Genomic DNA, 23,736 nt, shown 5'->3' with positions numbered 1-23,736 from the left:
GAGCCCGAGCCCGAGCCGGTTGCCGCACCCGCGCCGGTTGACAAGCCGGAGCCGGTTGCCGAGCCGACTCCTGAGCCGGAGCCGGTTACCGAGCCGACGTCCGCCCCCGAGCCGGAGTCGGTCGTGGAACCAGACGCGACCCCCGATCCTGAACCCGTCCCCGAAGCGGCGCCCGCTGCGGCCGCCGTCGCGGATGAGTCGGACCCCGTCGGTGGCCCCGATCAGCACAGCCCGCGATCCTCGACGGGTTCGGCGCTGTCCGTCCGCGGACTCAGCAAGCACTTCGGCAGCAAGGTCGCCGTCGACGCCATCGACCTCGAGGTGCCCGTCGGCTCCTTCTACGGCATCGTCGGCCCGAACGGTGCGGGCAAGACCACCACGCTGTCCATGGCGACCGGCCTGCTGCGCCCCGACTCCGGCACCGTCGAGGTGCACGGCATCGACGTGTGGCGCGAGGCAGAGCGGGCGAAGCGCAGCATCGGCGTCCTGCCCGACGCGCTGCGCCTCTTCGACCGCTTGACCGGCGCCCAGCTGCTCTACTACGCGGGCGTGCTCCGCGGCCTCGACCGCGAGACGGTCGCCGCCCGCTCGGCCGACCTGGTCGTCGCCTTCGGCATCGAGGACGCGGTCAATCGACTCGTCACCGACTACTCGGCCGGCATGACGAAGAAGATCGCCCTTGCCGCGGCGATGATCCACTCTCCGCGGCTGCTGGTGCTCGATGAGCCGTTCGAATCGGTCGACCCGGTGTCCGCTGCGAATCTCATCGAGATCCTGCAGAAGTACGTGGCGAGCGGCGGCACGGTCGTGCTGTCCAGCCACGGGATGGACTTCATCCAGCGCGTCTGCGATCACGTCGCCGTCATCGTCGGCGGCCACGTGCTCGCGTCGGGGACCATGGACGAGGTCCGCGCCGGGCGCACCCTCGAAGACCGTTTCGTCGAGCTCGCGGGTGGGCGCAAAGCTGCAGAGGGCATGGAGTGGTTGCACAGTTTCTCCGACTGAAGCTGCGGCTTCTCGGCAACTCGTTCCGGCGGAGCCCCTGGCAGATCGTCGGTCTCGTCATCGGCCTGATCTACGGGATCGGGCTCGCCGGGCTCGGCGTGATCGCCCTGTTCGGACTCCGCCTCGCCGATGCGGACATCGCCCGCAGCGCCGTCGTGATCGGCGGATCGCTGATCGTGCTCGGCTTCACGCTCATCCCGCTCGTCTTCGGAGTCGACGACACGCTCGACCCGAGACGTTTCACCCTGTACGGGCTCGACAACCGCACACTGTCGCTCGGCCTCCTCGCCGCGGCGGGCATCGGCGTGCCATCGGTCGCGCTCGCGCTGCTCGCCCTGTCGTCGATCGTCACCTGGACGCGCGATTTCGGCTCGATCGTGCTGGCCCTCATCAGCGTCCCGTTGATCGTCGCCACCTGCGTGCTCGCGGCGCGGGTCACCACCTCGGTCGCCGCGCTGCTGCTGTCGACGCGTCGCGCGAAGGAGTGGACGGCGCTCGTCGCCCTCGTCGCGCTGGTGCTGATCTCGCCGGCGATCATCGTGCTCACCGAGGTCGACTGGGGAACCGACGGTCCTGCCACCGCGCAGCGCATCGCCGACACCCTGGCGTGGACTCCGCTCGGGGCCGCCTGGGCCTTCCCGGCCGACGCGGCGACGGGTCAGTGGGGCATCGCGATCGCGCACCTGCTCATCGCTCTGGCGACGGCGGCCCTGCTTTACCTCGCCTGGGAGCGGCTCGTCGCCCACATGCTCGTCGCCCCGCAGCGCGAGTCGCGCAGCAAGGACTACGGCGGACTCGGCTGGTTCGACCGTCTGCCCGCGAAGCCGGGGGGCGCCATTGCGGCGCGCAGCGCGACGTACTGGCTCCGCGACCCGCGCTACCGCGTCTCGCTCGTCATGGTGCCCATCGTGCCGTTCATCCTGCTGATCCCGCTCCTCGTCGTCGGAGTGCCGGGCCAAGCGCTCGCCCTCATGCCGGTGCCCGTGTTCGCGCTGCTGCTCGGCTGGTCGATGCACAACGACGTCGCCTACGACAACACCGCCATCTGGCTGCACGTCGCCTCCGGCACCCACGGCTGGGCCGACCGGCTCGGACGGCTGTTCCCCGCGATCGTCATCGGCGTGCCCGTCGTGCTCATCGGCTCTGTCGTATCCGCCGGCTTCTACGGCGACTGGGCTGTCACCGGGGCGCTCATCGGCGTCGGCCTCTCGCTGCTGTTCTCCGGCATGGGGCTTTCGAGCATCACCTCGGCACGATTCCCGTACCCGGTCGTCCGGCCCGGCGACAACGCGTTCAGCCAGCCGCAGAACACGGGCGCGACCATGGCGGCCGTCCAGTCGGTGTCGTTCCTCGCGTCGCTGCTGCTCTCGGCCCCCGCGGTCGGCTTCGCGATCGCCGGCTACTTCCTCGGCAGCAGCTGGTTCTGGTGGGCTCTCGTCACCGGGGTCGGCATCGGCGTCGGAGCGCTGCTGCTCGGCCTCTGGATCGGCGCGCGCGTCTTCAACCGGCGCGGCCCCGAACTGCTGGCGTCGTCGCTCCTGAACGCCTGACTCACCGCTGCCCGACTCCCGCCGCCGACGGGCGATCGGCCGGTAGAATCGCGGCGTGGGCTTCTTCGACTCAAACGCACCCGCCGGCGGCACCGACGTCCTCGACCGCGAGCTCCAGGAGCTGCTCGAGAAGGAGCAGCTCGACGACGGCGATCACGACAAGTTCGCGCACTACGTCAAGAAGGACAAGATCGTCGAATCGGCGGTCACCGGCAAGCCCGTCCGCGCGCTCTGCGGCAAGAAGTGGGTGCCGGGGCGCGACCCGTCGAAGTTCCCGATCTGCCCCACCTGCAAAGAGATCTACGAGTCCCTCCGCGACTGATCGGGCCCTCGGCGACCTCGCTCAGACGTAGAGCGTCGGGATCGCCGGGTCGCCCTGACTGAGGCGCAGACCGTCGCGGGGGAGCTCCCGCACGACCGCGGCGTGATGCTCGCGCGCGGCCGCCGTGCCCGCGGCGCCGAGCCAGCGCGGATCGGCGATGCCGCGGCTCACGAGCGGCACGTGCAGCACCCGCTCGCCGTCGGCGGCGTCGGCCTGCTCGCGGGCGTCGGCGCGATCGATGCGGATGAGCTCGGCCGTCGCCGTGTCGCCCTCGAGTCGCCGGAACGCGTGCTTGCTGCCCGCGACACTCGCCTTCGACGTCGACTTCTTGGCGACGTTGACCCAGGCGCCGGTGTCATCGCGGTGGGCGACCAGTTTGTAGACCATGCCGGCGGCGGGATGCCCCGATCCGGTCACGACCGACGTGCCGACCCCGTACGAGTCGACGGGGGAGGCCGACAGGATGGCGATGCCGTACTCGTCGAGGTCGTTGGTGACCGTGATCCTCGTGTTCGTCGCCCCGAGGGAGTCGAGCAGCTCGCGGGTCTCGGCGACGACGATGGGCAGGTCGCCGGAGTCGATGCGCACGGCGCCGAGCCCGGTGCCCGCCACCTCGACGGCGCGGCGCACCGCGGTGGGCACATCGAAGGTGTCGACCAGCAGCGTCGTGCCGGGGCCGAGCCGGTCGACCTGTGCGCGGAAGGCCTGCTCCTCGTCGTCGTGCAGCAGGGTGAACGCGTGCGCCGCCGTGCCCATCGTCGGCACCGACCAGCGACGACCGGCTTCGAGGTTGGATGTCGCAGCGAAGCCGGCGATCCACGCGGCGCGCGCGGCGGCGACCGCCGACCATTCGCCGGTGCGGCGCGATCCCATCTCGGCGAGCGGCCGGGTGCCCGCCGCGGACACCATGCGGGCCGCAGCGGTGGCGACGGCGCTGTCGTAGTTGAGGACGCTGAGCACGAGGGTCTCGAGAAGTACGGCCTCGGCGAAGGAGCCCTGCACGACGAGCAGCGGTGAACCGGGGAAGTAGAGCTCGCCCTCGCGGTAGCCGCGGATGTCGCCGCCGAACCGGTAGTCGGCGAGGTAGTCGAGCGCCTCGGGGCTCACCACGGCGTTCTCGCTCAGCCACCCCAGCTCGGCGTCCCCGAAGCGGAATTGCTCGATCGCTTCGAGCAGGCGGCCGACGCCGGCGAACACGCCGTAGCGGCGGGAGCCGGGCAGCGACCGGCCGAACACCTCGAACACGCTCTCGCGCTCGTGCGTCCCCGCGTGGAGGGCGGCGTCGAGCATGGTCAGCTCGTAGCGGTCGGTCAGAAGCGCCGTGCTTGCAGTCACGCGCCCAGCCTAATCAGCGCCCTTCCGCGGGCCTTGCGGGCCGTGTCCCCTTGACGGGGGACTGACAGCCGCGCCGCACCGACAATACGATTGCCGGACCCACCCGTGCGGCCACCCACCGCATTCGGCGAACCACCCCACTCGCCGACCCCTCTCCACCCCGGAGCTCCCTGCAATGCACCCGTCCCTGCCCGGATCGCGCGCGCTCGCGACCGTGGCCCAGTCCGTCCCTCTCGGCACGGACCTCATCCCCGCCATCGTGGTCGCTCTCGTCCTGATCGGCTTCGCCTCTGCACTCATCGTCGCGGCGGTCCGCCGCAAGGAGCGGGACGAATAGACTCGACCCCCGTGAGCGACGCGCCGATCGGGGTCTTCGACTCCGGAGTCGGGGGTCTGACGGTGGCGCGCGCCATCATCGACCAGCTGCCGGGGGAGTCGATCCTCTACGTCGGCGACACGGCGAACGGCCCGTACGGCCCGAAGCCCATCGCCGAGGTCCGCCGTCACGCGCTCGCCGTGATGGACGACCTCGTCGACCAGGGCGTCAAGCTGCTCGTCATCGCCTGCAACTCCGCCTCGGCCGCGGTGCTGCGCGACGCCCGCGAGCGCTACACCGAGGGCCACGGGATCCCCGTGGTGGAGGTCATCCAGCCGGCGGCCCGCGCTGCGGTGCGTCAGACCCGCAACAACCGCGTCGGGGTCATCGGCACGGTCGCCACGATCACCTCGCGCGCCTACGAGGACGCGTTCGCCGCGGCCCCCGACCTGCGGCTCTTCAGCGCGGCGTGCCCCCGCTTCGTCGAGTTCGTGGAGGCGGGTGTCACCACCGGCGATGAGCTCTTCGCCGTCGCCCGCGAGTACCTGGCCCCGCTCGCCGACGCCGACATCGACACCCTCGTGCTCGGCTGCACCCACTACCCGCTCATGTCGGCGGCCATCCAGTTCGTCGTCGGCCCCGACGTCACGCTCGTCTCGAGCGCAGGCGAGACCGCGAACGACGTGTACCGCCGCCTCGTCGAGCACGACCTGCTACGCACGCCGGGATCCCCTCCGACCCGCGTCTACGAGGCGACGGGGGAGAGCGCCGACGAGTTCACGCGCCTCGCCCGCCGCTTCCTGGGGCTCGAGGCGCCGGTCGCCTCGTCGGTCCTCACCGGTGCGATCCCGCTCCCGCACGACCCGATCTCCTGATCCCGCCCTCCGCCCCGATTCAGACCCCCGAAGGACACCTCATGGCGAACCGCATCGACGGCCGCACCAACGACCAGCTCCGCGACGTCACGATCGAGCGCGGATGGAGCGCGCAGGCCGAAGGGTCGGCGCTGATCTCGTTCGGCGGCACCAAGGTGCTCTGCACCGCCTCGTTCACGAACGGCGTGCCGCGCTGGTTGACCGGCAAAGGCACCGGCTGGGTCACCGCCGAGTACGCGATGCTGCCGCGCGCCACCAACTCCCGCAACGACCGCGAGTCGGTGAAGGGCAAGATCGGCGGACGCACGCACGAGATCTCGCGCCTCATCGGCCGCTCGCTGCGCGCCGTCATCGATCTCAAGGCCCTCGGGGAGAACACGGTCGTGCTCGACTGCGACGTGCTGCAGGCCGACGGCGGTACCCGCACGGCGGCGATCACCGGCGCCTACGTCGCCCTCGCCGACGCCATGCAGTGGGCGCGCGAGCGCAAGTTCATCGGCCAGAAGGCGGTGCCGCTCATCGACAGCGTCGCCGCGGTGTCCGTCGGCATCATCGACGGCGACCCCATGCTCGACCTCGCCTACACCGAGGATGTCCGCGCCGAGACCGACATGAACGTCGTCGCCACCGGTCGGGGCCTGTTCGTCGAGGTGCAGGGCACCGCCGAGCGCGCGCCGTTCGATCGCCCTGAGCTCGACTCGCTGCTCGACCTCGCCGTGTCGGGCACCAACCGTCTCGCCGCCATCCAGCGGGAGGTCCTCGGCGAGGTCTCCGCATGACGGAGGGCATCCGCGTCGTCCTCGCGACCCACAACGCGCACAAGGTCGAGGAGCTGCGGCGAATCCTCGGCTCGCCGCTCGGGTCGATCGAGCTGATCGGTTATGACGGGCCCGAGCCCGTCGAGGACGGCGACACCTTCGCCGCCAATGCGCTCATCAAGGCACGCGCGGCCGCAGCGCACACCGGTCTGCCCGCCATCGCCGACGACTCGGGGATCAGCGTCGGTGCCCTGGACGGCGCGCCGGGCATCCACTCGGCGCGGTACGCGGGCACCCGCGACTCGGGCGACAACGTGCGACTGCTGCTCGCGAACCTCGACGGGATCGCCGATCGCTCGGCGCAGTTCGACTGCGCGGCCGCCGCGGTGATCCCGCAGCAGGGCGGCGACGCGATCGAGCACGTCGAGGTCGCGGCATGGCCGGGCGTCGTGCTCGACGCTCCCACCGGCGACGGCGGCTTCGGGTACGACCCCGTCTTCCGTCCCGACGGCGAGGACCGCTCGGCCGCCCAGCTGTCGCCGGCCGAGAAGGACGCGATCAGCCACCGCACGCAGGCGTTCACCGCCCTCCTGCCCTGGCTGACGGCGCAGCTCGGCGCCTAGCCGCGTATCTTTCGCTCCGCTCGCGAGAGCGGTTCTCGTTCCCGAGAAGCCCTGATCACTGGCGTCTTGACCGCCGGCGACCTACCGTTGTAGCGACATGCATTCACACGACCACGGCACTGCCGGGGGCGGGGGTACCCGCCGCCGGCTCATCGTCGCGCTCACGATCACCGCGACCTTTGCGATCGCCGAGGTCGTCGGGGCCCTGATCACCGGATCGCTGACCCTGCTCGCCGATGCGGGCCACATGCTCTCCGACTCGATCGGCCTCGTCGTCGCCGTGATCGCGTCGGTCGTCGCCGCCCGGCCCGCCACCGACCGCTCCACCTTCGGGTACCGGCGCGCCGAGGTGTTCGGCGCCCTGCTCAACTCGCTCGTGCTGCTCGGCATCGCGGTGCTCGTCGCCGTCGAAGGCATCAGCCGGCTCCTCTCGCCGGAGCCCGGCGAGGTGCTCGCCCTGCCGATGCTCGTCATCGCCGTGCTCGGTCTCGCGGTGAACGCCGTTTCCCTCGGGGTGCTCCGCGGCGGCCGCGTCGAGTCGATCAACGTGCGTGGCGCCTACCTCGAAGTGCTCGGCGACATGCTCGGATCGGTCGCCGCGATCATCGCCGCCATCGTCATCCTCACCACCGGGTTCGCCTCCGCCGACGCGATCGCATCGCTCGCCGTCGCCGCGATGATCCTGCCCCGCGCGATCCTGCTGCTGCGCGACGTCATGTCGGTGCTCAACCAGTCGGTGCCGACCGGCACCAGCGTCGCGGACATCCGCGCCCACATCCTCGAATCGGACGGTGTCGTCGACGTCCACGACGTGCATGTCTGGGCGATCACGACCGGCGCGCCGGTCTTCACGGCTCATGTCGTGGTCGACGCGTCGATCTTCGAAAGCGGCCGCACCGACGAGCTGCTCGACTCGCTGACCTCCTGCCTCTCGCACCACTTCGACGTCGAGCACTCGACGTTCCAGCTCGAGCCCGCCACCCACGCCGGGCACGAGCACGCCGCCGGCCGCCACGCCTGACGCGTCGCGGCGCTCCCGTAGAGTCGCGTCCATGGCCGCCGCTCCCTCCGCCACCGTGATCGAGGACTACCTCAAGGCCGTCTACGCGCACACCGAATGGCAGCCCGAGCCGATCACCGGGTCGCAGTTGGCGACTCGTCTCGCTCTCGCGCCGTCGACGGTGACGGAGATGGTGAAGAAGCTCGTGGCGCGCGGCCTCGTCGAGCACGAGCCGTACGGCGCGATCACCCTGACCGCCGAAGGGCGGATGCAGGCGCTGCGCACCGTGCGGCGGCACCGGCTCGTCGAGACGTGGCTCGTGCGCCAGTTCGGCTACGGCTGGGACGAGGTGCACGACGAGGCCGAGGTTCTCGAGCATGCGGTGAGCGATCGGCTGCTCGACGCGATGGACACCGCGCTCGGACATCCCGTCGCCGATCCGCACGGCGACCCCATCCCGGACGCCGACGGGCGGGTGACGGTCCCGCGAGCGGACCGCGCCGACACGCTCGCGGCGGACGCCGTCGGGGTGGTGGTGCGCATCAGCGACCGCGATCCCGAGCTGTTGCGCCGACTGACCCAGGCGGGTGTCGACGTCGGAGAAGAAGTGGTCTGCGGCGACCTCGGACAGGCCGCCGAGGCCGTCTGGATCGCGTTGCCCTGACGACAGCGCGGGCGTAAGGTTTCGGTGTACCGAAACCTGGAGGACCCGTGTCGACGAAGACCCTCGCGCCGCCCGCATCAGCACGGCTGCTGCCGCTGCTCGGACCGGCGATCGTCGCAGGCGTCGCGTACCTCGACCCGGGCAACGTCGCCAGCAACATGACGGCGGGCGCCGAGTACGGCTACCTGCTCGTCTGGGTCGTCGTCGCGGGCAACGTGATGGCATGGCTCATCCAGTACCTATCGGCGAAGCTCGGCATCGTCACGGGTGCGAGCCTGCCCGAGAACCTCGGCGGCTCCATGAAGTCGCGGCCCACGCGGATCGCCTACTGGGTGCAGGCCGAGCTCGTCGCCATGGCCACCGACATCGCCGAGATCCTCGGCGGCGCGATCGCCCTCAACCTGCTGTTCGGGCTGCCGCTCGTCGTCGGCGGCGTGATCACCGGCGCGGTCTCGCTGCTGCTCCTCCTCGTGCAGAACCGGCGCGGCGCCCGCAGTTTCGAACGCATCGTCGCAGGGCTGGTGCTCGTGATCGTGGTCGGCTTCTGTGCCGGCATTATCATCGGCCCGCCCGACCCGGCGCAGGCGATCGCCGGACTCGTCCCGCGCTTCGAGGACAGCGGTTCGGTGCTGCTCGCCGCGTCGATCCTCGGTGCCACGGTCATGCCGCACGCGATCTACGCGCACTCCGCGCTGACCCGCGATCGGTTCGCCGGTGTCGAGCCCGCTTCGAGGGTGCCGGTGCTGCTGCGGGCGACGCGGATGGATGTGACCATCGCTCTCGCCGTCGCCGGGGGAGTGAACGTCGTCATCCTGCTCGTCGCCGCCGCGTCGCTGCAGGGCGTGCCGGGCACCGACACCCTCGAGGGAGCGTACGCGGCGATCGCGGCGGGTCTCGGGCCCGCGGTCGCCACGCTCTTCGCGGTCGGACTGCTCGCCTCCGGGCTCGCGTCGTCGTCGGTGGGCGCCTACGCCGGGTCCGAGATCATGCACGGACTGCTGCGCGTGCGGGTGCCGCTCCTCGCACGGCGGGCGGTCACGCTCATCCCGGCGCTGATCATCCTCGTGATCGGTGTCGAGCCGACGCTGGCGCTGCTGCTCAGCCAGGTGGTGCTCTCGTTCGGGATCCCGTTCGCGCTGATCCCGCTCATCGCTCTCACCGCGCGCCGGGGCGTCGTCGGCGACTACGCCAACCGGTGGTGGACGACCGCCGCCGCGGTCGTTGCCGCGGTGCTGCTCGTGACTCTCAACCTGACGCTGATCTGGCTGGTCGTCACCGGGGCGTGACGCCGACAGATCCGACGATCAGTCGGGCTTCTGGTCGAAGTACTTCTCGTCGACCACAAGCGTCTCGGGTGCGGCCTGCTCGGCGCGGGCCTTCTTCGCCTTGCGGGTTGTCTGGAAGTAGTGGAACAGAGTGGGGATGATCGTCAGCACGACGGCGGCGATGAGGATCACGTCGATGTATTCGCGCACGATGTCGCCGACGACGGGGATGAAGCTCAGCAGGTAGCCGAGCATGGTGAGTCCGACGCCCCAGATGACCGCGCCGATCAGGTTGTAGAGCGTGTACTTCTTGTAATTCATGTGACCGACGCCCGCCGCGATGGGGGCGAAGGTGCGGATGATCGGCACGAAGCGCGCGAGGATCACGGCGAGCCCGCCGAAGCGCTCGAAGAACGCGTTCGTGCGTTTGACGTTCTCGATGCTGAACAGGCCGCTCTCTTTGCGTTCGAAGATCCGCGGGCCCACGCGATGGCCGATCAGATAGCCGACCTCCCCGCCGAGGAACGCGGCGACGCCGATGGCGAGCGCGACCAGCCACACGTTCATGCCGAGGCCGGGGGTGTGCGCGAAGAGGCCGGTGAAGATGAGCAGGGTGTCGCCGGGGAGCAGGAAACCGATCAGCAGACCGGTCTCGGCGAAGATGATCGCGCAGACCACGAGCACCGCCCACGGTCCCGCCGTCTGCAGGATCGTCTCGGGGTCGAGCCACGGGATCAACGCGGTGGCGTGAAGGGAAGGCACGAAAGGCACGAGGCTCCAAGCGTCGGGCGGTGAGCAGACGCGCCGGACGCGCGCGACACCGAGACTGGACGTCCCGCCCAGATTAGCCGAGATCGTCTCAGCCCCCCGCAGGAATGTTCTCAGCGCGTCGACCTGCGTCTGTGCTTAGCATCGGGGAATGCTCGAGCTGACGTGGAGACGCCGGTGACGGCGACGGCTCCCCGGATCGCCGATCCTCGCGACCCCGTCACCGCGTCGCGGCGGCCCGCGCGGCGCCGTCTCAACGCCGTGGTGGTCGTCGGCTCGCTGGTGCTCGCGGCGCTGCTCGCGGGGCATGCTCTCGTGCCCGACGTGCTGGGTCTGGGGCTGCTCCTCGACTCGATCCTGCCGTGGCTCGGTCTGCTCGTGATCGGTCTCGCCGTGCTCGCGCTGCTCGCCCGTCGCGGGCGCCCGATCGCCGCCGTATTGGTGCCCGCCGTGGTGTGGTGCGTCATGTTCGTGCCCGCTCTGCTGCCGCTCGCTGCGGCGGCACCGTCGGGCGAGACCCTCACCGTGGCGAGCCAGAACATCAAGGCCGACTCGGCGACGGGGGTGGAGTCGGCGACCGAGCTCGCCGCGACCGGCGCCGACGTGATCGCTCTACAGGAGATGGACTACGGCGCGAGGAACGCGATCGCCGACGAGCTGTCCGATGACTACGGCTACTCGTATCAGGTCGGCACCGTTGGCCTGTGGAGCACCTATCCGATCGCGAACGCCCAGCCGCTGCAACTCGGCCTCGGCTGGAACCGTGCGCTCGCCGCCGACCTCGAGACCCCCAGCGGGCCGGTGAGCATCTACGTCATCCACGCCGGCTCGGCGCGCCTCGACGACCACGCCGACCGCGACACCATGCTGGCGGAGCTCGCCGCGACGGTGCCCAACGACGAGAACGACAGGGTCGTCGTCGTGGGCGACTTCAACGCCGCGTCGAATGATCGTGCGCTCGCGCCGCTGCAAGCGGAGCTGAGCGAGGCCAACCAGACGAGCGGTGGTCTCGGCTTCACCTGGCCGTCCTGGTTCCCCGCCACCCGGCTCGACCACGTGTTCACCACTGGGGTGGATGTCGTGTCGAACGAGACGATGGTGGCGGGCGATAGCGACCACTTGGCGCTGCTCGCGACGTTGGGGCTCTGAGCGGCGGCCGGTGTGTGGGATGTGCTCGCTGCGAGAGCGCTGACCATCGGAATAGCGGCGCCCCGCGCGCTGTCCCTACCTCTATCCGCTACGAGAGGACGCTCATGTCGTCGAAGGTCTGGTTCATCACCGGCACGTCGCGTGGTTTCGGTCGCGAATGGGCGATCGCCGCGCTCGAACGAGGGGACAGGGTGGCCGCGACCGCGCGCGACACCGGTTCGCTCGACGATCTGGTCGAGAAGTACGGAGACGCGATCCTGCCGATCGGGCTCGACGTCACCGACCGCGCCGCCGACTTCGCCGCGGTGAAGGCCGCGCACGAGAAGTTCGGCCGACTGGACGTCGTCGTCAACAACGCCGGCTACGGTCAGTTCGGTTTCATCGAGGAGCTCAGCGAGGACGAGGTCCGCGCCCAGATCGAGACGAACGTGTTCGGGGCGTTCTGGATCACGCAGGCGGCGTTGCCGTTCCTCCGCGAGCAGGGGAGCGGGCACATCATCCAGGTGTCGTCGATCGGCGGCATCTCGGCATTCCCGAACATCGGCGCGTACCACGCGTCGAAGTGGGCGCTCGAGGGCTTCTCGCAGGCGCTCGCCCAAGAGGTCGCCGGGTTCGGCATCCACGTCACGCTCATCGAGCCGGGCGGGTTCTCGACCGACTGGGGCGGCTCGAGCGCGAAGCACGCCGCACCGCTCGCCGCCTACGACGAGACGCGCGAGAAGATCGCCGAGGCACGCAAGCAGCGTCTCGGCACCCCGGGCGACCCGAACGCGTCGGCGAAGGCGATCCTCGAGGTCGTCGACGCGGAGGAGCCGCCGCTGCGCGTCTTCTTCGGTTCGTCGCCGCTCGCCACCGCGAAGGCCGACTACGCGAGCCGCATCGAGACCTGGGAGAAGTGGAACGACGTCTCCCTCCTCGCCCAGGGCTGAGCACCCCCGGTCGCTGAGGAGGCCGTTTACGGCCGTCGCGATGCGACACACTTCTGTCGGTCGGGTGTTCGAGCTCGGGCGAAACGATGAGGTCCCTCGTTTCGCGACGGCCCTGGCGGGCCTCCTCAACGAGCAGGGTGTCTGGACGCTGATGAGGCCGTTCACGGCCGTCGCGATGCGACACACTTTCGGTCGGCCCGGGTGCTTCGAAAGCAGGGGCGAACCGACCAGGTCCCTCGTTTCGCGACGGCCTGGCGGGCCTCCTCAACGAGCGGGCGTGCGACGTGTTGTGCGGGAGAGGGGACTTGAACCCCCACGCTCGAAAGCACAGGAACCTAAATCCTGCGTGTCTGCCAATTTCACCACTCCCGCGCGACAGCAAGTGTAGAGCGCGGGTCCTTCACGCCGTCGGCCATTCCTCCACGGTGCCCACCCGGTAACGCAGATGCTGGGCGGCAGAAGAGGTCCTCGTCTCCCGCCACTCCAACCGCACCGTCGGCATGCCCGGCTCGAACAGCGGCGTCCCACGACCGAGCACCACGGGTGCGACATGCAGCACCAGCTCGTCCGCGCGACCCGAGAGGAGCGCGCCGCGCGCCGCCATCCCTCCACCCATGACCACGACGTCTTTCGCTCCGGCCGCTGCGAGCGCCGCATCGAGCGCGTCATCGAGCGACGATCGGAACGAGAAGAGATCGACGAGTCGCACGCGCTCCGGCTCGACACGGGTCACCACGAACACCGGCGGCCTCGCTGCTTGATCGCGGCGTCCGCCGTAGCCGAGCGAGTCGCTCCAGCCGTCGGGTGCGTCGACGACGTCGAACAGCGTCCGACCCATCACGACTGCACCGGTGCGCGCGGTCGCCTCTTCGAGGACGAGGCGGTCGACCGGATCCGTGGACGCCATCGCCCATTCGTGCAGCGCTTCTCCGCGTTCACCGAGACCGGCGTGCACTCCGCTGTCCGGTCCGGTGACGAACCCGTCGAGCGAGATGCTGATGTCGACCACGACCGCCATGGCGCCTCCTCCGGCAAGCGACGTATGTCAGCCTCCGCCCGCAGCCTGGAAGGGAACCGAGCATCACTCATCAGGAATGTCTCGGAATCTCCACCGCGCGCACCCACTAGCGTTGGAGGGAACCGACGTCCTGTGGAGTGCATCTGTTGTCCAACGAGTCCGGGGCGCCCGACGCGCCCCGCCGGCTGACGCCCGCCGCTCGCACCTGGCTCACCCGGACGATCATCGTCGTCGCATTCCTCGTCGTCGCCGCGATCGCCGTCTGGGTGGCCCGAGCGCTGCGCGAGACGGCCGGCGTGCAGGACTTCATCGCCGAGTACCCGGGCACCACCCCGCTGCCAGACTGGGCGCCCGTCGGCTTCCCGGCCTGGGTGTCGTGGACCCACTTCCTCAGCGCGTTCATGCTGCTGCTCATCGTGCGCACCGGCCTGGAGCTGCGGCGCAAGCAGCGCCCCGCGCACTTCTACAAGCGCGACAACACGGGCCGCCTCAAGACGAAGGGGCAGCCGGTAAGAATCGGGCTGCCGCTGTGGTTCCACCTGTCGCTCGACGCCGTGTGGGTGCTCACCGGCGTCGTCTACGTCGTGCTGCTGTTCTCGACCGGCCAGTGGGTGCGCATCGTGCCCACCAGCTGGGATGTCATCCCCAACGCGGTGTCGGCGGGCCTGCAGTACGTGTCGTTCGACTGGCCGCACGAAGACGGTTGGGTGAACTACAACAGCCTCCAGCTGATCACGTACTTCATCACCGTGTTCATCGCCTCACCGCTCGCGATCGCCACCGGGCTACGGCTCTCGCCCGGCCTCGCCGCACGGTTCCGGCGCTTCGACAAGACCATCCCGCTGAAGGCGACCCGCCTGGTGCACGTGTGGGTGATGGTCTACTTCATCGTCTTCACGGCGACGCACGTGTTCCTCGTCTTCACCACCGGGATCCTGCGCAACCTCAACCACATGTACGCGAACCGCGACGACGACAGCTGGATCGGATTCTGGATCTTCGCCGCCTCCGTCGCCGTGATGGCGGCCGGCTGGTTCGCCGCGCGCCCGCCGGTGCTGAAGTGGTTGGCGGGGCTCACCGGAACGGTCCGCTGAACCGCGCCTCCCGTCAGCTGTCGCGCATCACTGAGCGAGCGAAGTTCTGCACCCGCTCGCGCAGCGAGTCGATGCGCTGCTGCTTCGCCGCTTCGACGTCGAATCCGACATAGGCGAGCGTCGGCCGACGCCGGACGTTGGCCGAGCATTCGAACTCGGCGCAGACGAGCGTGCCGACGGTGTCGCCCTTGCGGCCCGCGGCTCCGGCGCGCTTGACGCTGAAGAACAGGACGTCGTTCGGCAGGGTGACGTCTTCGCACCAGTTGCACTGCGGCCTGGTGCGGCTGCCGCCCTCCGCCTTGCGGAGGATGAGGCCGACGGGTTCGCCGTCGACCTCGGCGACGACGTAGCCGAGGTTCGGCTGCTTCGGGTCGCGCCAGCCCAAAAAGTCGAGGGAGTCCCAGTCGAGGTCGCCGAAGCGGTCGGGGAGCGGCATGGCGTTGCGCTCGCGGAGGGTGGAGTTGACGAAGCAGGATCGCAGCTGCTTCTCGGTCAGGGCATGCATGAGAGTGCTCTTTCGTGTGTGAGGACCGCCGCGAAGGGTCGCGGGCGGACGTATCCGTTCGGGGTCCGACGGTCTGCCACGACGGGCAGATGGGTGCCGGGGTGCGCAGGCGCGCGGAAGTGCTCGGAGGGAGCAGTGGCTATCTCGCGTCGGCGGAGGAGACGCCGACGACCTCCTGACGCCCGGAGGGCTGAGAGCGGGGAACGGAACGGTTCACGACAGGCGAGTGTACGCCCGTGTGCGCGCACTGTGGAGAACGCCGGCGACGGGTGGGGCGCCGTGCGCAGACTGTTGCGCATGGCGGGAGCGGTGCAGTCGATCACGGAGCTGGTGCGGGAGAGGGTGCGCCGCGACGGCGTCGACCTGCATCTCGATCCGGCGGCCGCGACGCGGTACATCCGCGACGAGGTGATCCGCGGTCAGGAGCGCGACGGGGCTGCGCTTCGCGGAACTTCCGTCGATCCCGCCGCCCTCGAACGCGCCGTGCTCGCCGAACTGACGGGGTTCGGTGCGCTGCAACATCTGCTCGACGACCCGGAGGTCGAGGAGATCTGGATCAACGGGCCGGCGCGGGTCTTCGCGGCCCGCGGCGGGGTCGCCGAGTTGACCACGATCGTCATGACCGATGACGACGTGCGCGACGTGGTCGAGCGGATGCTCGCCTCCAGTGGTCGCCGCGTCGACCACTCGTCGCCCTTCGTCGACGCGTCATTGCCCGACGGATCCCGGCTGCACGTCGTCATCCCCGACGTCACGCGACGGCACTGGGCGGTCAACGTCCGCAAGTTCGGGCGCGGGCTCCGCGACCTCGGGCAGCTCGTCGAGAGCGGGTCGCTGACCCGCGAGGCGGCCGAATACCTGCGGATGTGCGTGCTCGCGGGATGCAACATCCTCGTCTCGGGCGCCACCCACGCGGGCAAGACCACCCTCCTGCAGGCAGCGCTCGGCGCAGCGCGACCGGGGGAGCGCATCGTCACCGTCGAGGAGACCTTCGAACTCGACCTCCGCGCCCGAGACGTCGTCGCGATGCAGTGCCGGCAGCCGAGCCTCGAAGGAACCGGTGAGGTGACGTTGCGCCGACTCGTGAAGGAGGCGCTGCGCATGCGCCCCGACCGCCTCGTCATCGGCGAGGTCCGTGAGGCCGAGGCGCTCGATCTGCTGATCGCCCTCAGCAGCGGCGTGCCGGGCGCCTGCAGCATCCACGCGGGAAGCGCCCGTGAAGCGCTGGTCAAGCTCAGCACCCTGCCGCTGCTCGCCGGGCGCAACATCGACTCCTCGTTCGTGATCCCGACCGTCGCCTCCACGGTCGATGTGGTCGTGCACTGCGCGATGCGGCGCGGCGGTCGGCGTCAGGTGGTCGAGATCCTCGCCCCGACCGGGAGGGTCGACGGGGGAGTGATCGAAGCATCGAGCCTCTTCGTCCACGACGGCATCCGGCTGCGGGCGACCGGCAGCTTCCCCGAGAAGCTCGGAAAGTTCGAGCTGGCCGGGCTGGACCCCGCCCTGATCCTCGGACGCGTCGCGTGAGCATGTTCGTCGGCGTCTTCCTCGGCGTCGTGCTCGGCACGGGACTGCTCCTCGTCGCCGCGCCGTGGCTTTGGCCCGACGCCGGCCTGAAGCGACGGCGGCCTGTACGAGCGGGAAGGTTGCGCGCCAGGCTCGACGCGGGCGGCTTCTCGGCGGTGTCGACCGCCGCGTTCGTCGCCGTCTCCGTCCTGCTGGGTCTCGTCGCCGGCGCCGCCATCCTCGGTGTGACGGGTGTCGCGGCCTTCGCGGCTCTCGCGGCGGCCGCGGGCGCAGCCGCTCCGCTGACCGTCGTCGGATGGCGCACCACCCGCCGGATCGCCACGGGGCGTCAGGCGTGGCCCGATGTCCTCGACCACCTCGTCGCAGCCGTGCGCTCGGGGATCGCCATGCCCGACGCGCTCGCGGCGCTCGCCGACACCGGGCCCGAGCCGCTGCGTCCGGCGTTCCGGCAGTTCGCACGCAGTTACGGCGCCACCGGTAACTTCGGTGTCAGCGTCGACGAGCTTAAGTCGCGGCTCGCCGACCCCGTCGCCGACCGGATCATCGAGACGCTCCGCATGGCGCGGGAGGTCGGCGGCACCGAGCTCGCGACCGTGCTGCGCGGTCTGTCGCAGCATCTCCGCGCCGACGGCGCCGTCCGCGCCGAGCTCGAGGCCCGACAGTCGTGGGTGCACAACGCCGCACGGCTCGGAGTCGCCGCCCCGTGGATAGTGCTGCTTCTGCTGTGCACCAGACCCGAGGCGGCCGCTGCCTACAGCACGTCGGCCGGTGTCCTGCTGCTCGTGTGCGGTGCCGCACTGTCCGTGGTCGCCTACCGCGCCATGATCTCGATCGGGCGGCTTCCCCGCGAGGCGCGGTGGTTCCAGTGAGCGCGGGAAGCCTCGGCTGGTCGGCGCTGCTCGGCAGCGTGCTCGGCCTCGGCCTCTGGATGCTGATCGCCGCGACGCCGCGCCTGTCACGGCCTCGACTCGCTGATCGACTCGCTCCGCAACTGGTCGACATCTCGCAGGAGGCGCGGCGCATCCTCGCCCGGCGATCGTCCGACCCGAGCGGTGTGCTCGGGATCTTCTGGCGGCCGGCACTGCTCGCAGCACGCGCCGGGCTCGACTCGCTGCTCGGCGGTCGCTCCCGACTCGTGCAGCAACTGCGCCGTTCGGGGAGCGCGACGACGGTCGAGCGCTACCGCACCCAGCAACTGATCGCGCTCGCTTCCGGTGGCGCGCTGGGCGGTCTGCTCGCCGTCGCCGCGGCGTCGGCGGGGGTGGCGCTCGGACCATCCCTCGTGCTTCCCGCGACCGGTGCGGTCGCGGGCGTCGTCGTCCGCGATCGACTTCTGGCTCGGGCCGTCCGCCGGCGGTCCTCCCGAATAACTCAGGAGCTGCCGACGATGCTCGAGTTCCTGTCGCTGAGTCTGGCGGCCGGAGAGGGCATCCACGACTCCCTCCGCCGAGTGGCCCGCGTCGGCACCGGCGAGATCGCCGTCGAGCTGCGCGGTGTCGTCGCCGCCGTCGCGGCGGGCACGCCGCTCGCGTCCGCACTGCTCCGGCTGTCCGGGGAGCTCGGGGTGCCCGCACTCACCCGGGCGGTCGATCAGCTCGTCGCAGCCCTGGATCGCGGCGCACCGCTGGCCGAGGTGCTCCGGGCGCAGGCGGGTGACTGCCGCGAGGAGGCCAAGCGTGTGCTCCTCGAACTCGCGGGCAAGAAGGAGGTCGCGATGCTGGTGCCGCTCGTCTTCTTCATCCTGCCGTTCACGATCGCAATCGCCGTGTTCCCGGGGCTCATGGTGCTGCAGACCGGCTTCTGATCCGGCGCCCTGCGGCTTCTCGGACGTGACCTGGCATCCTGGAGCGGTGACCGACGCGAGCCAGCCCACCCAGCTGACGGTGGACCACGTCCGGTCGGGTGAGAACACGACCCGCGTCACGCGGGTGAGCAAGAGCGACTCCGAGCAGTCGCGTGCGTTCGTGCTCGTCGCCGGGGTGGGGGTGGCCGCCACCTACTTCGAGTTCCTTGCGCCGACCCTGGCACTGCGCGGTGACGTGTACGCGCTCGACCTGCCGGGGTTCGGCGGGATGCCGCGTCCGCACGTGCAGCCGACGCCAGAGTTCTTCGCCGACCAGGTCGAGGCCGTGCTCGACCACTACGGCCTCGACGACGCCATCCTCATCGGCCACTCGATGGGCACCCAGGTCGTGACCGAGGTGCTCGTGCGGCGGCCCGAACTCACTCACGCGGTACTGGTGAGTCCGGTCGTCAACGAAGCCGAGGCCACCGCGGCGAAGCAGGGCGTGCGATTCGTCCAGTCGTCGGTCCGCGAATCCCTGCACCTCGCGTTGACCGCGCTTTCGGCGTACATGCTCTGCGGGGCGGTGTACTTCCTCACCGTCCTGCCGCACATGCTCCGCTACCGCATTCGCGACCGGGTGCGGCTCGTGCAGGCGAAGATCCTCTTCATCCGCGGCGAGTACGACCGCACTTCGCCCCGCCGCTTCCATTCCGCGCTCACCGCGGCGGCGGCCGGCTCTCGGCGGTGGGAGATCGAAGGAGCGGCGCACTCGATCATCAACGGGCACGCGATCGGCGTCGCCGAGCTGACCATCCGCCACCTCGACGATGAGCTGCGGCAGCGCGGACGGATGTCGTCCGACGCCGCCGAACTGCCGCCCGCCCGAAACGCCGACCTCGCGATGCTGATGAACGCGATGCACAGTCGCGCCGCCGAGTGGGTGAGCGCCCTACGCGGAGACGAGCGCGGCGTCGCCCGAGCGAAGGCGCAGCACGCCCGCATCCTCTGGCGCGCCTACGCACCCCGCCGCTGACGCCGCCCGCGCTCGGCGAGATGCCCGGTTCTGCGGGTGTTCGAGCGCGCAGACCCGCCGAACTGGGCATCTCGGCGTCGGTGCGCGGCCTGTGGAGAACTCCCGCCGCCCTTCGCGTCGCCGGGGAATCCTGAGGCGATGAGCGAGCACAGCTTCACGAAGACATCCCGCCTGATCAGCAGCGCTATCGACCGTCTGCGCGTCCGCGTCGCCGACGACCGGGGCGACGTGCCGGGATGGGTGCTCATCACCCTGATGACGGCAGGCCTCGTCATCGTCATCTGGGGAGTCGCGGCGCCCGCGCTCAGTAACGTCTTCGATCAGGCGATCGACCGGGTCATCTCGTTCTAGTCGCGCGTCACGTCGGCTGCGCGGCCGCCGAAGCCCGACGCTTCGCCCGCCGTCGCGCGGCTGTGCGTCGCACCAGCACGACGAAGCCGACCACCACACCGGCCAGCAGGAGAATCACGAGCACCGGCAGCACGATCGCGGCGATCACCAGGAAGACGCTCGCGATGTCCTCCGCCACTGACAGCACCGGAGCAGCGACGCCGGCCGTCACAGTGTTGGCGGCGGCTCGCGCGATGGCCTTCACGACATGCACCGCGAGGGCGACACCGACGCCGATCGCGACCGGCACCCAGCTGCCCGAGGTGAAGAACGTGCCGGGATCCTCGATCGCCGCCGTCTGCGCCGACGTTCCCGAGCCGAAGACGATGCCGCCCGACGCCGGGCGAACGACGCTCTGCAGCAGGTCGTTCACCGAATCGACCGCAGGGATCTTGTCCGCGACGATCTCGAGCACGAACAGCACCCCGCAGACTCCGAGCGCCCACTCGTTCTCGAGCCACGACCACCCGCCGGGCAGCACGACCAGATCGGTGAAGCGGGACAGCAACCCGAGCGCGAGCAGCGGGATGTACGCGTTGAGTCCCGCCGCCGCGGCGAGGCCGGTACCTGCGATCGCTTCGAGCATCTGCCGCCCTCCTTCCGGGCCATCGTCGTCGATGGACGCGGATCACGCACGCGCCCTCCGCATCGATCCTGCGTCCTACGCCTGTGGATGACATCCGACCCGGTGCAGACCCTCGCGGCAGACTCGCGGCGAGGAGGTCGCCCATGTCCGCACCGCGCCGTCGATGGCTGACCGACGACCGCGGATCCGCCCCGGCCGAATTCGCCATGGTCGCCGTGCTCCTCACAGCGCTGGCGTTGGGTGTCGTCCAATTGGCGCTCGCGCTCCATGTGAGGAACACCGCGATCGACGCGGCGGTCGAAGGGGCTCGGCACGCAGGTCTCGTGGGTAGTTCGCTCGACGCGGGCGCCGAGCGCACACGCACGTTGCTCACCCTCGCCGTGAGCGACGGATACGTCGCGGACGTCAGCGCGCGCGAGGTGACCGTCGGAGGCGCCTCGATGGTCGAGGTCCGCGTCCGCTCGGCTCTCCCCGTGTTCGGCCTGCTCGGGCCCGATCGGGCGTTGGAGGTGACCGGCCATGCTCCGCTCGAGCGACTCGCGGACTGAGCGACCTCCGCGCTGCGGGTTCAGGTCCGACGCGGGATCGGCGTCCCTCGAGTTCGTCACCGCCGGCGCACTCCTGCTGGTCCCGGTCGTCTATCTCGTACTCACGTTGGGGATGGTGCAGGGCGCGGCGTTCGCGGCCGAGGGCGCGGCGCACGCCTCAGCCCGGGCGTACGTCCAGGCCCTCGAGCCAGCGGAGGGGCGCACGACGGTCGACGAGATCGTGCGCCTCGCCGCGGCCGACTTCTCACTCGACGACGCCCCGGCCGCCACGGAGATCAGCTGCGTCCCCGCCACAGCGGACTGTCTTCAGCGCGATTCGGTGGTCACGGTGACGGTCACGCTCGACGTCCCCCTGCCGCTCGTACCGTCCGCGCTCGACTCCTCGCTGCCGCTGCACATCCCCGTCACGGCGACCGCAGTGCAACGGGTTTCGGCGTTCCGCGGAGAGCTGCAGTGAACCGCAGACCACTCCGTGACGACACCGGGTCGACCCTCCCGCTCATCGTCGGCTTCGCGGCACTCGCGCTCGCGGTGGCGCTCCTGCTCGCCGCGGCGAGCTCGCTCTACCTCGAACGCAAACGGCTGCTCGACCTTGCCGACGAGTCGGAACTCGCCGCCGCCGAATCCTTCGACCTCGACGACGTGCGCGTCGACGGACTGACGGTGCGTCCGCGGTTGACGTCGGCCGAAGTCCGCGACGCGGTCGCCGCGCATCTGGCGTCGCGCTCAGGGATCGCCGACGATGTCGCCGTTGCGCAGGCGGAATCGACGGACGGGATGACCGCGACGGTGACGCTCTCCTCCGTGTGGAATCCGCCGTTCGTCTCGATGCTGATTCCCACCGGTGTCGCGATCGACGCGACCGCGACCGCTCGCAGCGTGTTCCGCTGAGCGAGCCGCGCTGACGATCGACCGAGAGGGCCCTGAACGGAAACGGGGAACGGGGTGCCATCGGGCCAGACTGGTCGGGTGACCCGAGTCGCCGTCTTCGCCCCGTCTCCCGTTCTCACTGTGACCATCGAGGATCACCCCACCGGTCCTGACGTGCACGTGCACGCCGGCGGGCAGGGCGTCTGGCAGGCGCGCATGCTCGAGCGCCTCGGCGTCGAGACGACCATCTGCGCGGTCCTCACCGGCGAGGTCGGCGGGCTGGTCCGACACCTCGCCGACGACGAGGGCATCGAGGTCCTCGGAGTCGAGCGCGACGGACGCGGCGCCGCCTACGTCCACGACCGGCGCGAAGGCGAGCGAGAGAGCATCGTCGAAGCCGCGGGCGACCCGCTGTCCCGCCATGAACTCGACGAGCTCTACGGGCTCACCCTGCACGCCGGTCTCGAGTGCGACGCGATCATCCTGAGCGGTCCGACGAGCGACGACGAGATCCCGGCCGAGGTCTATCGGCGCCTGGCGGCCGACCTGCGTGCGGCCGGCCGCCGCGTCATCGCCGATCTATCGGGCGACCGACTCGAGGAGGCGCTCGGCGGCGGTCTGCTGCTCGTCAAGGTCAGCGATTCGGAACTGCGCGACAGCGGGCGCCTCGACGGCGAGGACCGTGCCGACATCGTCGCCGCCATGCAGCGGATCCGTGATGACGGCGCCGAGCACGTCATCGTCACCCGGGCGCACGAATCGACGCTCGTCGCGTCGCCCGACGGTGTGCGTGAAGTGCACATGCCCGAGATGCAGGTCGTCGACACCCGCGGCGCGGGCGACTCGCTGACCGCGGGGGTGACCTCGGTGCTCGCCCGCGGCGGCGACATCGACGAGGCGCTCGAGGTCGGCTCGGCGGCGGGAGCGCTGAACGTGACCCGTCACGGTCTGGGCTCGAGTCAGCCCGAGGCGGTGCGCTCGATGATGAAGCTCGTGCGCATCGACAGACTCGAGGAGTTCGAGGGGAAGGTGCGGGGATGACGACGGCGCTGATCACCAACGACGACGGCATCGACTCGCCCGGCCTCGTCGCCCTCGCGCAGGCGGCGGTGCGATCCGGGCTGGAGGTCATCGTGGCCGCTCCGGCTTCGCAGTCGAGCGGCAGCAGCGCGTCGATCATGGCGCAGCACGACGACGGCCGCATCCACTTCGAAGAACGTGCGATCGACGGGCTCCCCGACTCCCGCTGCTACGCCGTCGAGGCCGCGCCCGCGCTCATCGCCCTCCTCGCCGCCCACGGGGCGTTCACGACGACGCCGGAGCTCGTGCTGTCGGGCATCAACCGGGGAGCGAACGCCGGGCGGGCGATCCTGCATTCGGGCACGGTCGGCGCGGCGCTCACCGCGGGAGTGAACGACGCGCGGGGGCTCGCCGTATCCCTGGACGTCGGGATCGACCCCGATGAACTGCACTGGGAGACCGCGGCGGCGCTGGTCGAGCAGGTCGTCCCGGTCGTACTGGCGCAGCAGGTCGGCGCCGTCGTCAACCTCAACGTCCCCAACCTCGCGCGCGTGCCCGAGCTGCGTGAGGCGCACCTGTCGGAGTTCGGCATCGTGCAGACGACGATCACCGAACCCTTCGAGGGCGACCTCCGGCTGGCCGTCGCCGATCCGGGCGAGTCGGTCGACCCGGAGAGCGACACGGCTCTTCTCCGCGCGGGCTACGCGACTCTCACGAGCATCACCTCTGTGGGGTGGACACCTCTGCGTCAGCGGGAGTGACCTCCGGATCGTCGGCTCGCCGCGAAAACCGAGCGACGC

General features: G+C 70.5%; 28 protein-coding genes and 1 tRNA gene. 23 read left to right on the top strand and 6 right to left on the bottom strand.

The genetic code is table 11. The annotated features are described in order from the left end of the window. Positions 1-123 precede the first annotated feature (123 nt). From NGH83_RS10830 to NGH83_RS10820, 3 genes are read left to right on the top strand one after another with little or no spacing between them, the layout of a single operon-like run. Positions 124-1,005 (top strand): ABC transporter ATP-binding protein, encoded by an 882-nt coding sequence (locus tag NGH83_RS10830; RefSeq protein ID WP_251858516.1) that lies wholly within the window; start codon positions 124-126, stop codon positions 1,003-1,005. Next, entirely contained in the window at positions 981-2,555 is a 1,575-nt protein-coding gene (locus NGH83_RS10825) for a hypothetical protein (RefSeq protein WP_251856261.1), read from the top strand. The genes NGH83_RS10830 and NGH83_RS10825 overlap by 25 nt, the downstream gene beginning before the upstream one ends. Positions 2,556-2,610: 55 nt before the next feature. Beyond that, positions 2,611-2,877 (top strand): DUF3039 domain-containing protein, encoded by a 267-nt coding sequence (locus tag NGH83_RS10820; RefSeq protein WP_251856260.1) that lies wholly within the window; start codon positions 2,611-2,613, stop codon positions 2,875-2,877. Positions 2,878-2,898: 21 nt separating this feature from the next. On the opposite strand, the gene NGH83_RS10815 is transcribed toward NGH83_RS10820, so the two are convergent. After that, positions 2,899-4,212, bottom strand: a complete 1,314-nt coding sequence (locus NGH83_RS10815; RefSeq protein ID WP_251856259.1) for a nicotinate phosphoribosyltransferase — start codon at positions 4,210-4,212, stop codon at positions 2,899-2,901. A gap of 175 nt (positions 4,213-4,387) precedes the next feature. Between NGH83_RS10815 and NGH83_RS10810 the strand changes: the two genes are divergently transcribed. The 7 genes from NGH83_RS10810 to NGH83_RS10780 all read left to right on the top strand — a co-directional run bounded on the left by NGH83_RS10810 (position 4,388) and on the right by NGH83_RS10780 (position 9,734). Next, the gene (locus NGH83_RS10810; protein WP_251856258.1) at positions 4,388-4,549 is read left to right on the top strand and encodes a hypothetical protein; all 162 of its coding nucleotides are present in this window, start codon (positions 4,388-4,390) and stop codon (positions 4,547-4,549) included. Between the two features lie 11 nt (positions 4,550-4,560). Continuing rightward, complete coding sequence (murI, locus tag NGH83_RS10805; RefSeq protein WP_251856257.1) at positions 4,561-5,403, top strand: glutamate racemase; 843 nt, start codon at positions 4,561-4,563, stop codon at positions 5,401-5,403. A gap of 41 nt (positions 5,404-5,444) precedes the next feature. Beyond that, entirely contained in the window at positions 5,445-6,182 is a 738-nt protein-coding gene (gene rph / locus NGH83_RS10800) for a ribonuclease PH (RefSeq protein ID WP_251856256.1), read from the top strand. After that, a complete protein-coding gene (rdgB, locus tag NGH83_RS10795; protein ID WP_251856255.1) occupies positions 6,179-6,784 on the top strand; it encodes an RdgB/HAM1 family non-canonical purine NTP pyrophosphatase in 606 nt (201 codons plus the stop codon). The genes rph and rdgB overlap by 4 nt, the downstream gene beginning before the upstream one ends. Before the next feature lie 97 nt (positions 6,785-6,881). Continuing rightward, positions 6,882-7,805: a cation diffusion facilitator family transporter gene (locus tag NGH83_RS10790; protein WP_251856254.1), complete on the top strand. Its 924-nt coding sequence runs from the start codon at positions 6,882-6,884 to the stop codon at positions 7,803-7,805. 31 nt (positions 7,806-7,836) lie between these two features. Beyond that, complete coding sequence (locus NGH83_RS10785; protein WP_251856253.1) at positions 7,837-8,448, top strand: metal-dependent transcriptional regulator; 612 nt, start codon at positions 7,837-7,839, stop codon at positions 8,446-8,448. Positions 8,449-8,495: 47 nt separating this feature from the next. Further along, a complete protein-coding gene (locus tag NGH83_RS10780; protein WP_251856252.1) occupies positions 8,496-9,734 on the top strand; it encodes an Nramp family divalent metal transporter in 1,239 nt (412 codons plus the stop codon). Positions 9,735-9,752: 18 nt separating this feature from the next. On the opposite strand, the gene NGH83_RS10775 is transcribed toward NGH83_RS10780, so the two are convergent. Then, a complete protein-coding gene (locus tag NGH83_RS10775; RefSeq protein WP_251856251.1) occupies positions 9,753-10,475 on the bottom strand; it encodes a DedA family protein in 723 nt (240 codons plus the stop codon). Positions 10,476-10,658: 183 nt separating this feature from the next. On the opposite strand from NGH83_RS10775, the gene NGH83_RS10770 reads away from it, so the two are divergent. Next, complete coding sequence (locus NGH83_RS10770; protein WP_251856250.1) at positions 10,659-11,630, top strand: endonuclease/exonuclease/phosphatase family protein; 972 nt, start codon at positions 10,659-10,661, stop codon at positions 11,628-11,630. Between the two features lie 104 nt (positions 11,631-11,734). Continuing rightward, complete coding sequence (locus tag NGH83_RS10765; protein WP_251856249.1) at positions 11,735-12,559, top strand: SDR family oxidoreductase; 825 nt, start codon at positions 11,735-11,737, stop codon at positions 12,557-12,559. Positions 12,560-12,849: 290 nt separating this feature from the next. Here NGH83_RS10765 and NGH83_RS10760 read toward each other — a convergent pair. Beyond that, positions 12,850-12,931 (bottom strand) — tRNA-Leu (locus NGH83_RS10760). Positions 12,932-12,959: 28 nt separating this feature from the next. Then, positions 12,960-13,577: a dihydrofolate reductase family protein gene (locus NGH83_RS10755; RefSeq protein ID WP_251856248.1), complete on the bottom strand. Its 618-nt coding sequence runs from the start codon at positions 13,575-13,577 to the stop codon at positions 12,960-12,962. A 137-nt stretch (positions 13,578-13,714) separates the two neighbouring features. Between NGH83_RS10755 and NGH83_RS10750 the strand changes: the two genes are divergently transcribed. Next, positions 13,715-14,671 carry a cytochrome b/b6 domain-containing protein gene (locus NGH83_RS10750; protein ID WP_371872664.1) on the top strand — a complete coding sequence of 319 codons (957 nt, stop codon included), beginning with the start codon at positions 13,715-13,717 and terminating at the stop codon, positions 14,669-14,671. 13 nt (positions 14,672-14,684) lie between these two features. Here the strand turns inward: NGH83_RS10750 and NGH83_RS10745 are convergent, their stop codons facing one another. Next, complete coding sequence (locus tag NGH83_RS10745; RefSeq protein WP_251856246.1) at positions 14,685-15,176, bottom strand: FBP domain-containing protein; 492 nt, start codon at positions 15,174-15,176, stop codon at positions 14,685-14,687. 297 nt (positions 15,177-15,473) lie between these two features. On the opposite strand from NGH83_RS10745, the gene NGH83_RS10740 reads away from it, so the two are divergent. The 5 genes from NGH83_RS10740 to NGH83_RS10720 all read left to right on the top strand — a co-directional run bounded on the left by NGH83_RS10740 (position 15,474) and on the right by NGH83_RS10720 (position 19,873). Beyond that, positions 15,474-16,703, top strand: coding sequence for a CpaF family protein (locus NGH83_RS10740; RefSeq protein ID WP_251856245.1), 1,230 nt, complete (start codon positions 15,474-15,476; stop codon positions 16,701-16,703). Positions 16,704-16,705: 2 nt separating this feature from the next. After that, positions 16,706-17,572, top strand: coding sequence for a type II secretion system F family protein (locus NGH83_RS10735; RefSeq protein ID WP_251858515.1), 867 nt, complete (start codon positions 16,706-16,708; stop codon positions 17,570-17,572). Further along, positions 17,569-18,507: a type II secretion system F family protein gene (locus tag NGH83_RS10730; RefSeq protein ID WP_251856244.1), complete on the top strand. Its 939-nt coding sequence runs from the start codon at positions 17,569-17,571 to the stop codon at positions 18,505-18,507. Before NGH83_RS10735 ends, NGH83_RS10730 begins: the two co-directional genes overlap by 4 nt. 46 nt (positions 18,508-18,553) lie before the next feature. Next, entirely contained in the window at positions 18,554-19,522 is a 969-nt protein-coding gene (locus NGH83_RS10725) for an alpha/beta fold hydrolase (RefSeq protein ID WP_251856243.1), read from the top strand. 138 nt (positions 19,523-19,660) lie between these two features. Further along, positions 19,661-19,873 carry a hypothetical protein gene (locus NGH83_RS10720; protein ID WP_251856242.1) on the top strand — a complete coding sequence of 71 codons (213 nt, stop codon included), beginning with the start codon at positions 19,661-19,663 and terminating at the stop codon, positions 19,871-19,873. A gap of 7 nt (positions 19,874-19,880) precedes the next feature. Here NGH83_RS10720 and NGH83_RS10715 read toward each other — a convergent pair whose 3' ends face one another. Next, positions 19,881-20,498 (bottom strand): DUF4126 domain-containing protein, encoded by a 618-nt coding sequence (locus NGH83_RS10715; protein WP_251856241.1) that lies wholly within the window; start codon positions 20,496-20,498, stop codon positions 19,881-19,883. Between the two features lie 143 nt (positions 20,499-20,641). Here NGH83_RS10715 and NGH83_RS10710 point away from each other — a divergent pair, with 143 nt between their 5' ends. The 5 genes from NGH83_RS10710 to NGH83_RS10690 all read left to right on the top strand — a co-directional run bounded on the left by NGH83_RS10710 (position 20,642) and on the right by NGH83_RS10690 (position 23,697). After that, positions 20,642-21,046 (top strand): TadE family protein, encoded by a 405-nt coding sequence (locus tag NGH83_RS10710; protein WP_251856240.1) that lies wholly within the window; start codon positions 20,642-20,644, stop codon positions 21,044-21,046. Then, positions 21,018-21,503 (top strand): hypothetical protein, encoded by a 486-nt coding sequence (locus NGH83_RS10705; protein WP_251856239.1) that lies wholly within the window; start codon positions 21,018-21,020, stop codon positions 21,501-21,503. Before NGH83_RS10710 ends, NGH83_RS10705 begins: the two co-directional genes overlap by 29 nt. Further along, complete coding sequence (locus NGH83_RS10700; protein ID WP_251856238.1) at positions 21,500-21,937, top strand: pilus assembly protein TadG-related protein; 438 nt, start codon at positions 21,500-21,502, stop codon at positions 21,935-21,937. The genes NGH83_RS10705 and NGH83_RS10700 overlap by 4 nt, the downstream gene beginning before the upstream one ends. 78 nt (positions 21,938-22,015) lie before the next feature. Next, positions 22,016-22,957 (top strand): 1-phosphofructokinase family hexose kinase, encoded by a 942-nt coding sequence (locus NGH83_RS10695; protein WP_251856237.1) that lies wholly within the window; start codon positions 22,016-22,018, stop codon positions 22,955-22,957. Next, positions 22,954-23,697, top strand: a complete 744-nt coding sequence (locus tag NGH83_RS10690; protein WP_251856236.1) for a 5'/3'-nucleotidase SurE — start codon at positions 22,954-22,956, stop codon at positions 23,695-23,697. The genes NGH83_RS10695 and NGH83_RS10690 overlap by 4 nt, the downstream gene beginning before the upstream one ends. Positions 23,698-23,736: the final 39 nt, after the last annotated feature.

It is taken from the genome of Herbiconiux sp. L3-i23, from assembly GCF_023734115.1.
In the GTDB taxonomy this organism is placed as follows: domain Bacteria; phylum Actinomycetota; class Actinomycetes; order Actinomycetales; family Microbacteriaceae; genus Naasia.
The sequence above is the reverse complement of the archived record's forward strand: the minus strand, read 5'-3'. Positions and strand labels throughout refer to the sequence as shown.

Excerpts from the sequence above, each read along its gene's own strand:
- NGH83_RS10710 (WP_251856240.1), top strand. The coding sequence starts at position 20,642 with ATGTCCGCACCGCGCCGTCGATGGCTGACCGACGACCGCGGATCCGCC.
- NGH83_RS10790 (WP_251856254.1), top strand. The coding sequence starts at position 6,882 with ATGCATTCACACGACCACGGCACTGCCGGGGGCGGGGGTACCCGCCGC.
- NGH83_RS10785 (WP_251856253.1), top strand. The coding sequence starts at position 7,837 with ATGGCCGCCGCTCCCTCCGCCACCGTGATCGAGGACTACCTCAAGGCC.
- NGH83_RS10745 (WP_251856246.1), bottom strand. The coding sequence starts at position 15,176 with ATGCATGCCCTGACCGAGAAGCAGCTGCGATCCTGCTTCGTCAACTCC.
- NGH83_RS10705 (WP_251856239.1), top strand. The coding sequence starts at position 21,018 with ATGCTCCGCTCGAGCGACTCGCGGACTGAGCGACCTCCGCGCTGCGGG.
- NGH83_RS10690 (WP_251856236.1), top strand. The coding sequence starts at position 22,954 with ATGACGACGGCGCTGATCACCAACGACGACGGCATCGACTCGCCCGGC.
- NGH83_RS10755 (WP_251856248.1), bottom strand. The coding sequence starts at position 13,577 with ATGGCGGTCGTGGTCGACATCAGCATCTCGCTCGACGGGTTCGTCACC.
- NGH83_RS10720 (WP_251856242.1), top strand. The coding sequence starts at position 19,661 with ATGAGCGAGCACAGCTTCACGAAGACATCCCGCCTGATCAGCAGCGCT.
- rph (WP_251856256.1), top strand. The coding sequence starts at position 5,445 with ATGGCGAACCGCATCGACGGCCGCACCAACGACCAGCTCCGCGACGTC.
- NGH83_RS10740 (WP_251856245.1), top strand. The coding sequence starts at position 15,474 with ATGGCGGGAGCGGTGCAGTCGATCACGGAGCTGGTGCGGGAGAGGGTG.
- NGH83_RS10715 (WP_251856241.1), bottom strand. The coding sequence starts at position 20,498 with ATGCTCGAAGCGATCGCAGGTACCGGCCTCGCCGCGGCGGCGGGACTC.
- NGH83_RS10765 (WP_251856249.1), top strand. The coding sequence starts at position 11,735 with ATGTCGTCGAAGGTCTGGTTCATCACCGGCACGTCGCGTGGTTTCGGT.
- rdgB (WP_251856255.1), top strand. The coding sequence starts at position 6,179 with ATGACGGAGGGCATCCGCGTCGTCCTCGCGACCCACAACGCGCACAAG.
- NGH83_RS10810 (WP_251856258.1), top strand. The coding sequence starts at position 4,388 with ATGCACCCGTCCCTGCCCGGATCGCGCGCGCTCGCGACCGTGGCCCAG.
- NGH83_RS10735 (WP_251858515.1), top strand. The coding sequence starts at position 16,706 with ATGTTCGTCGGCGTCTTCCTCGGCGTCGTGCTCGGCACGGGACTGCTC.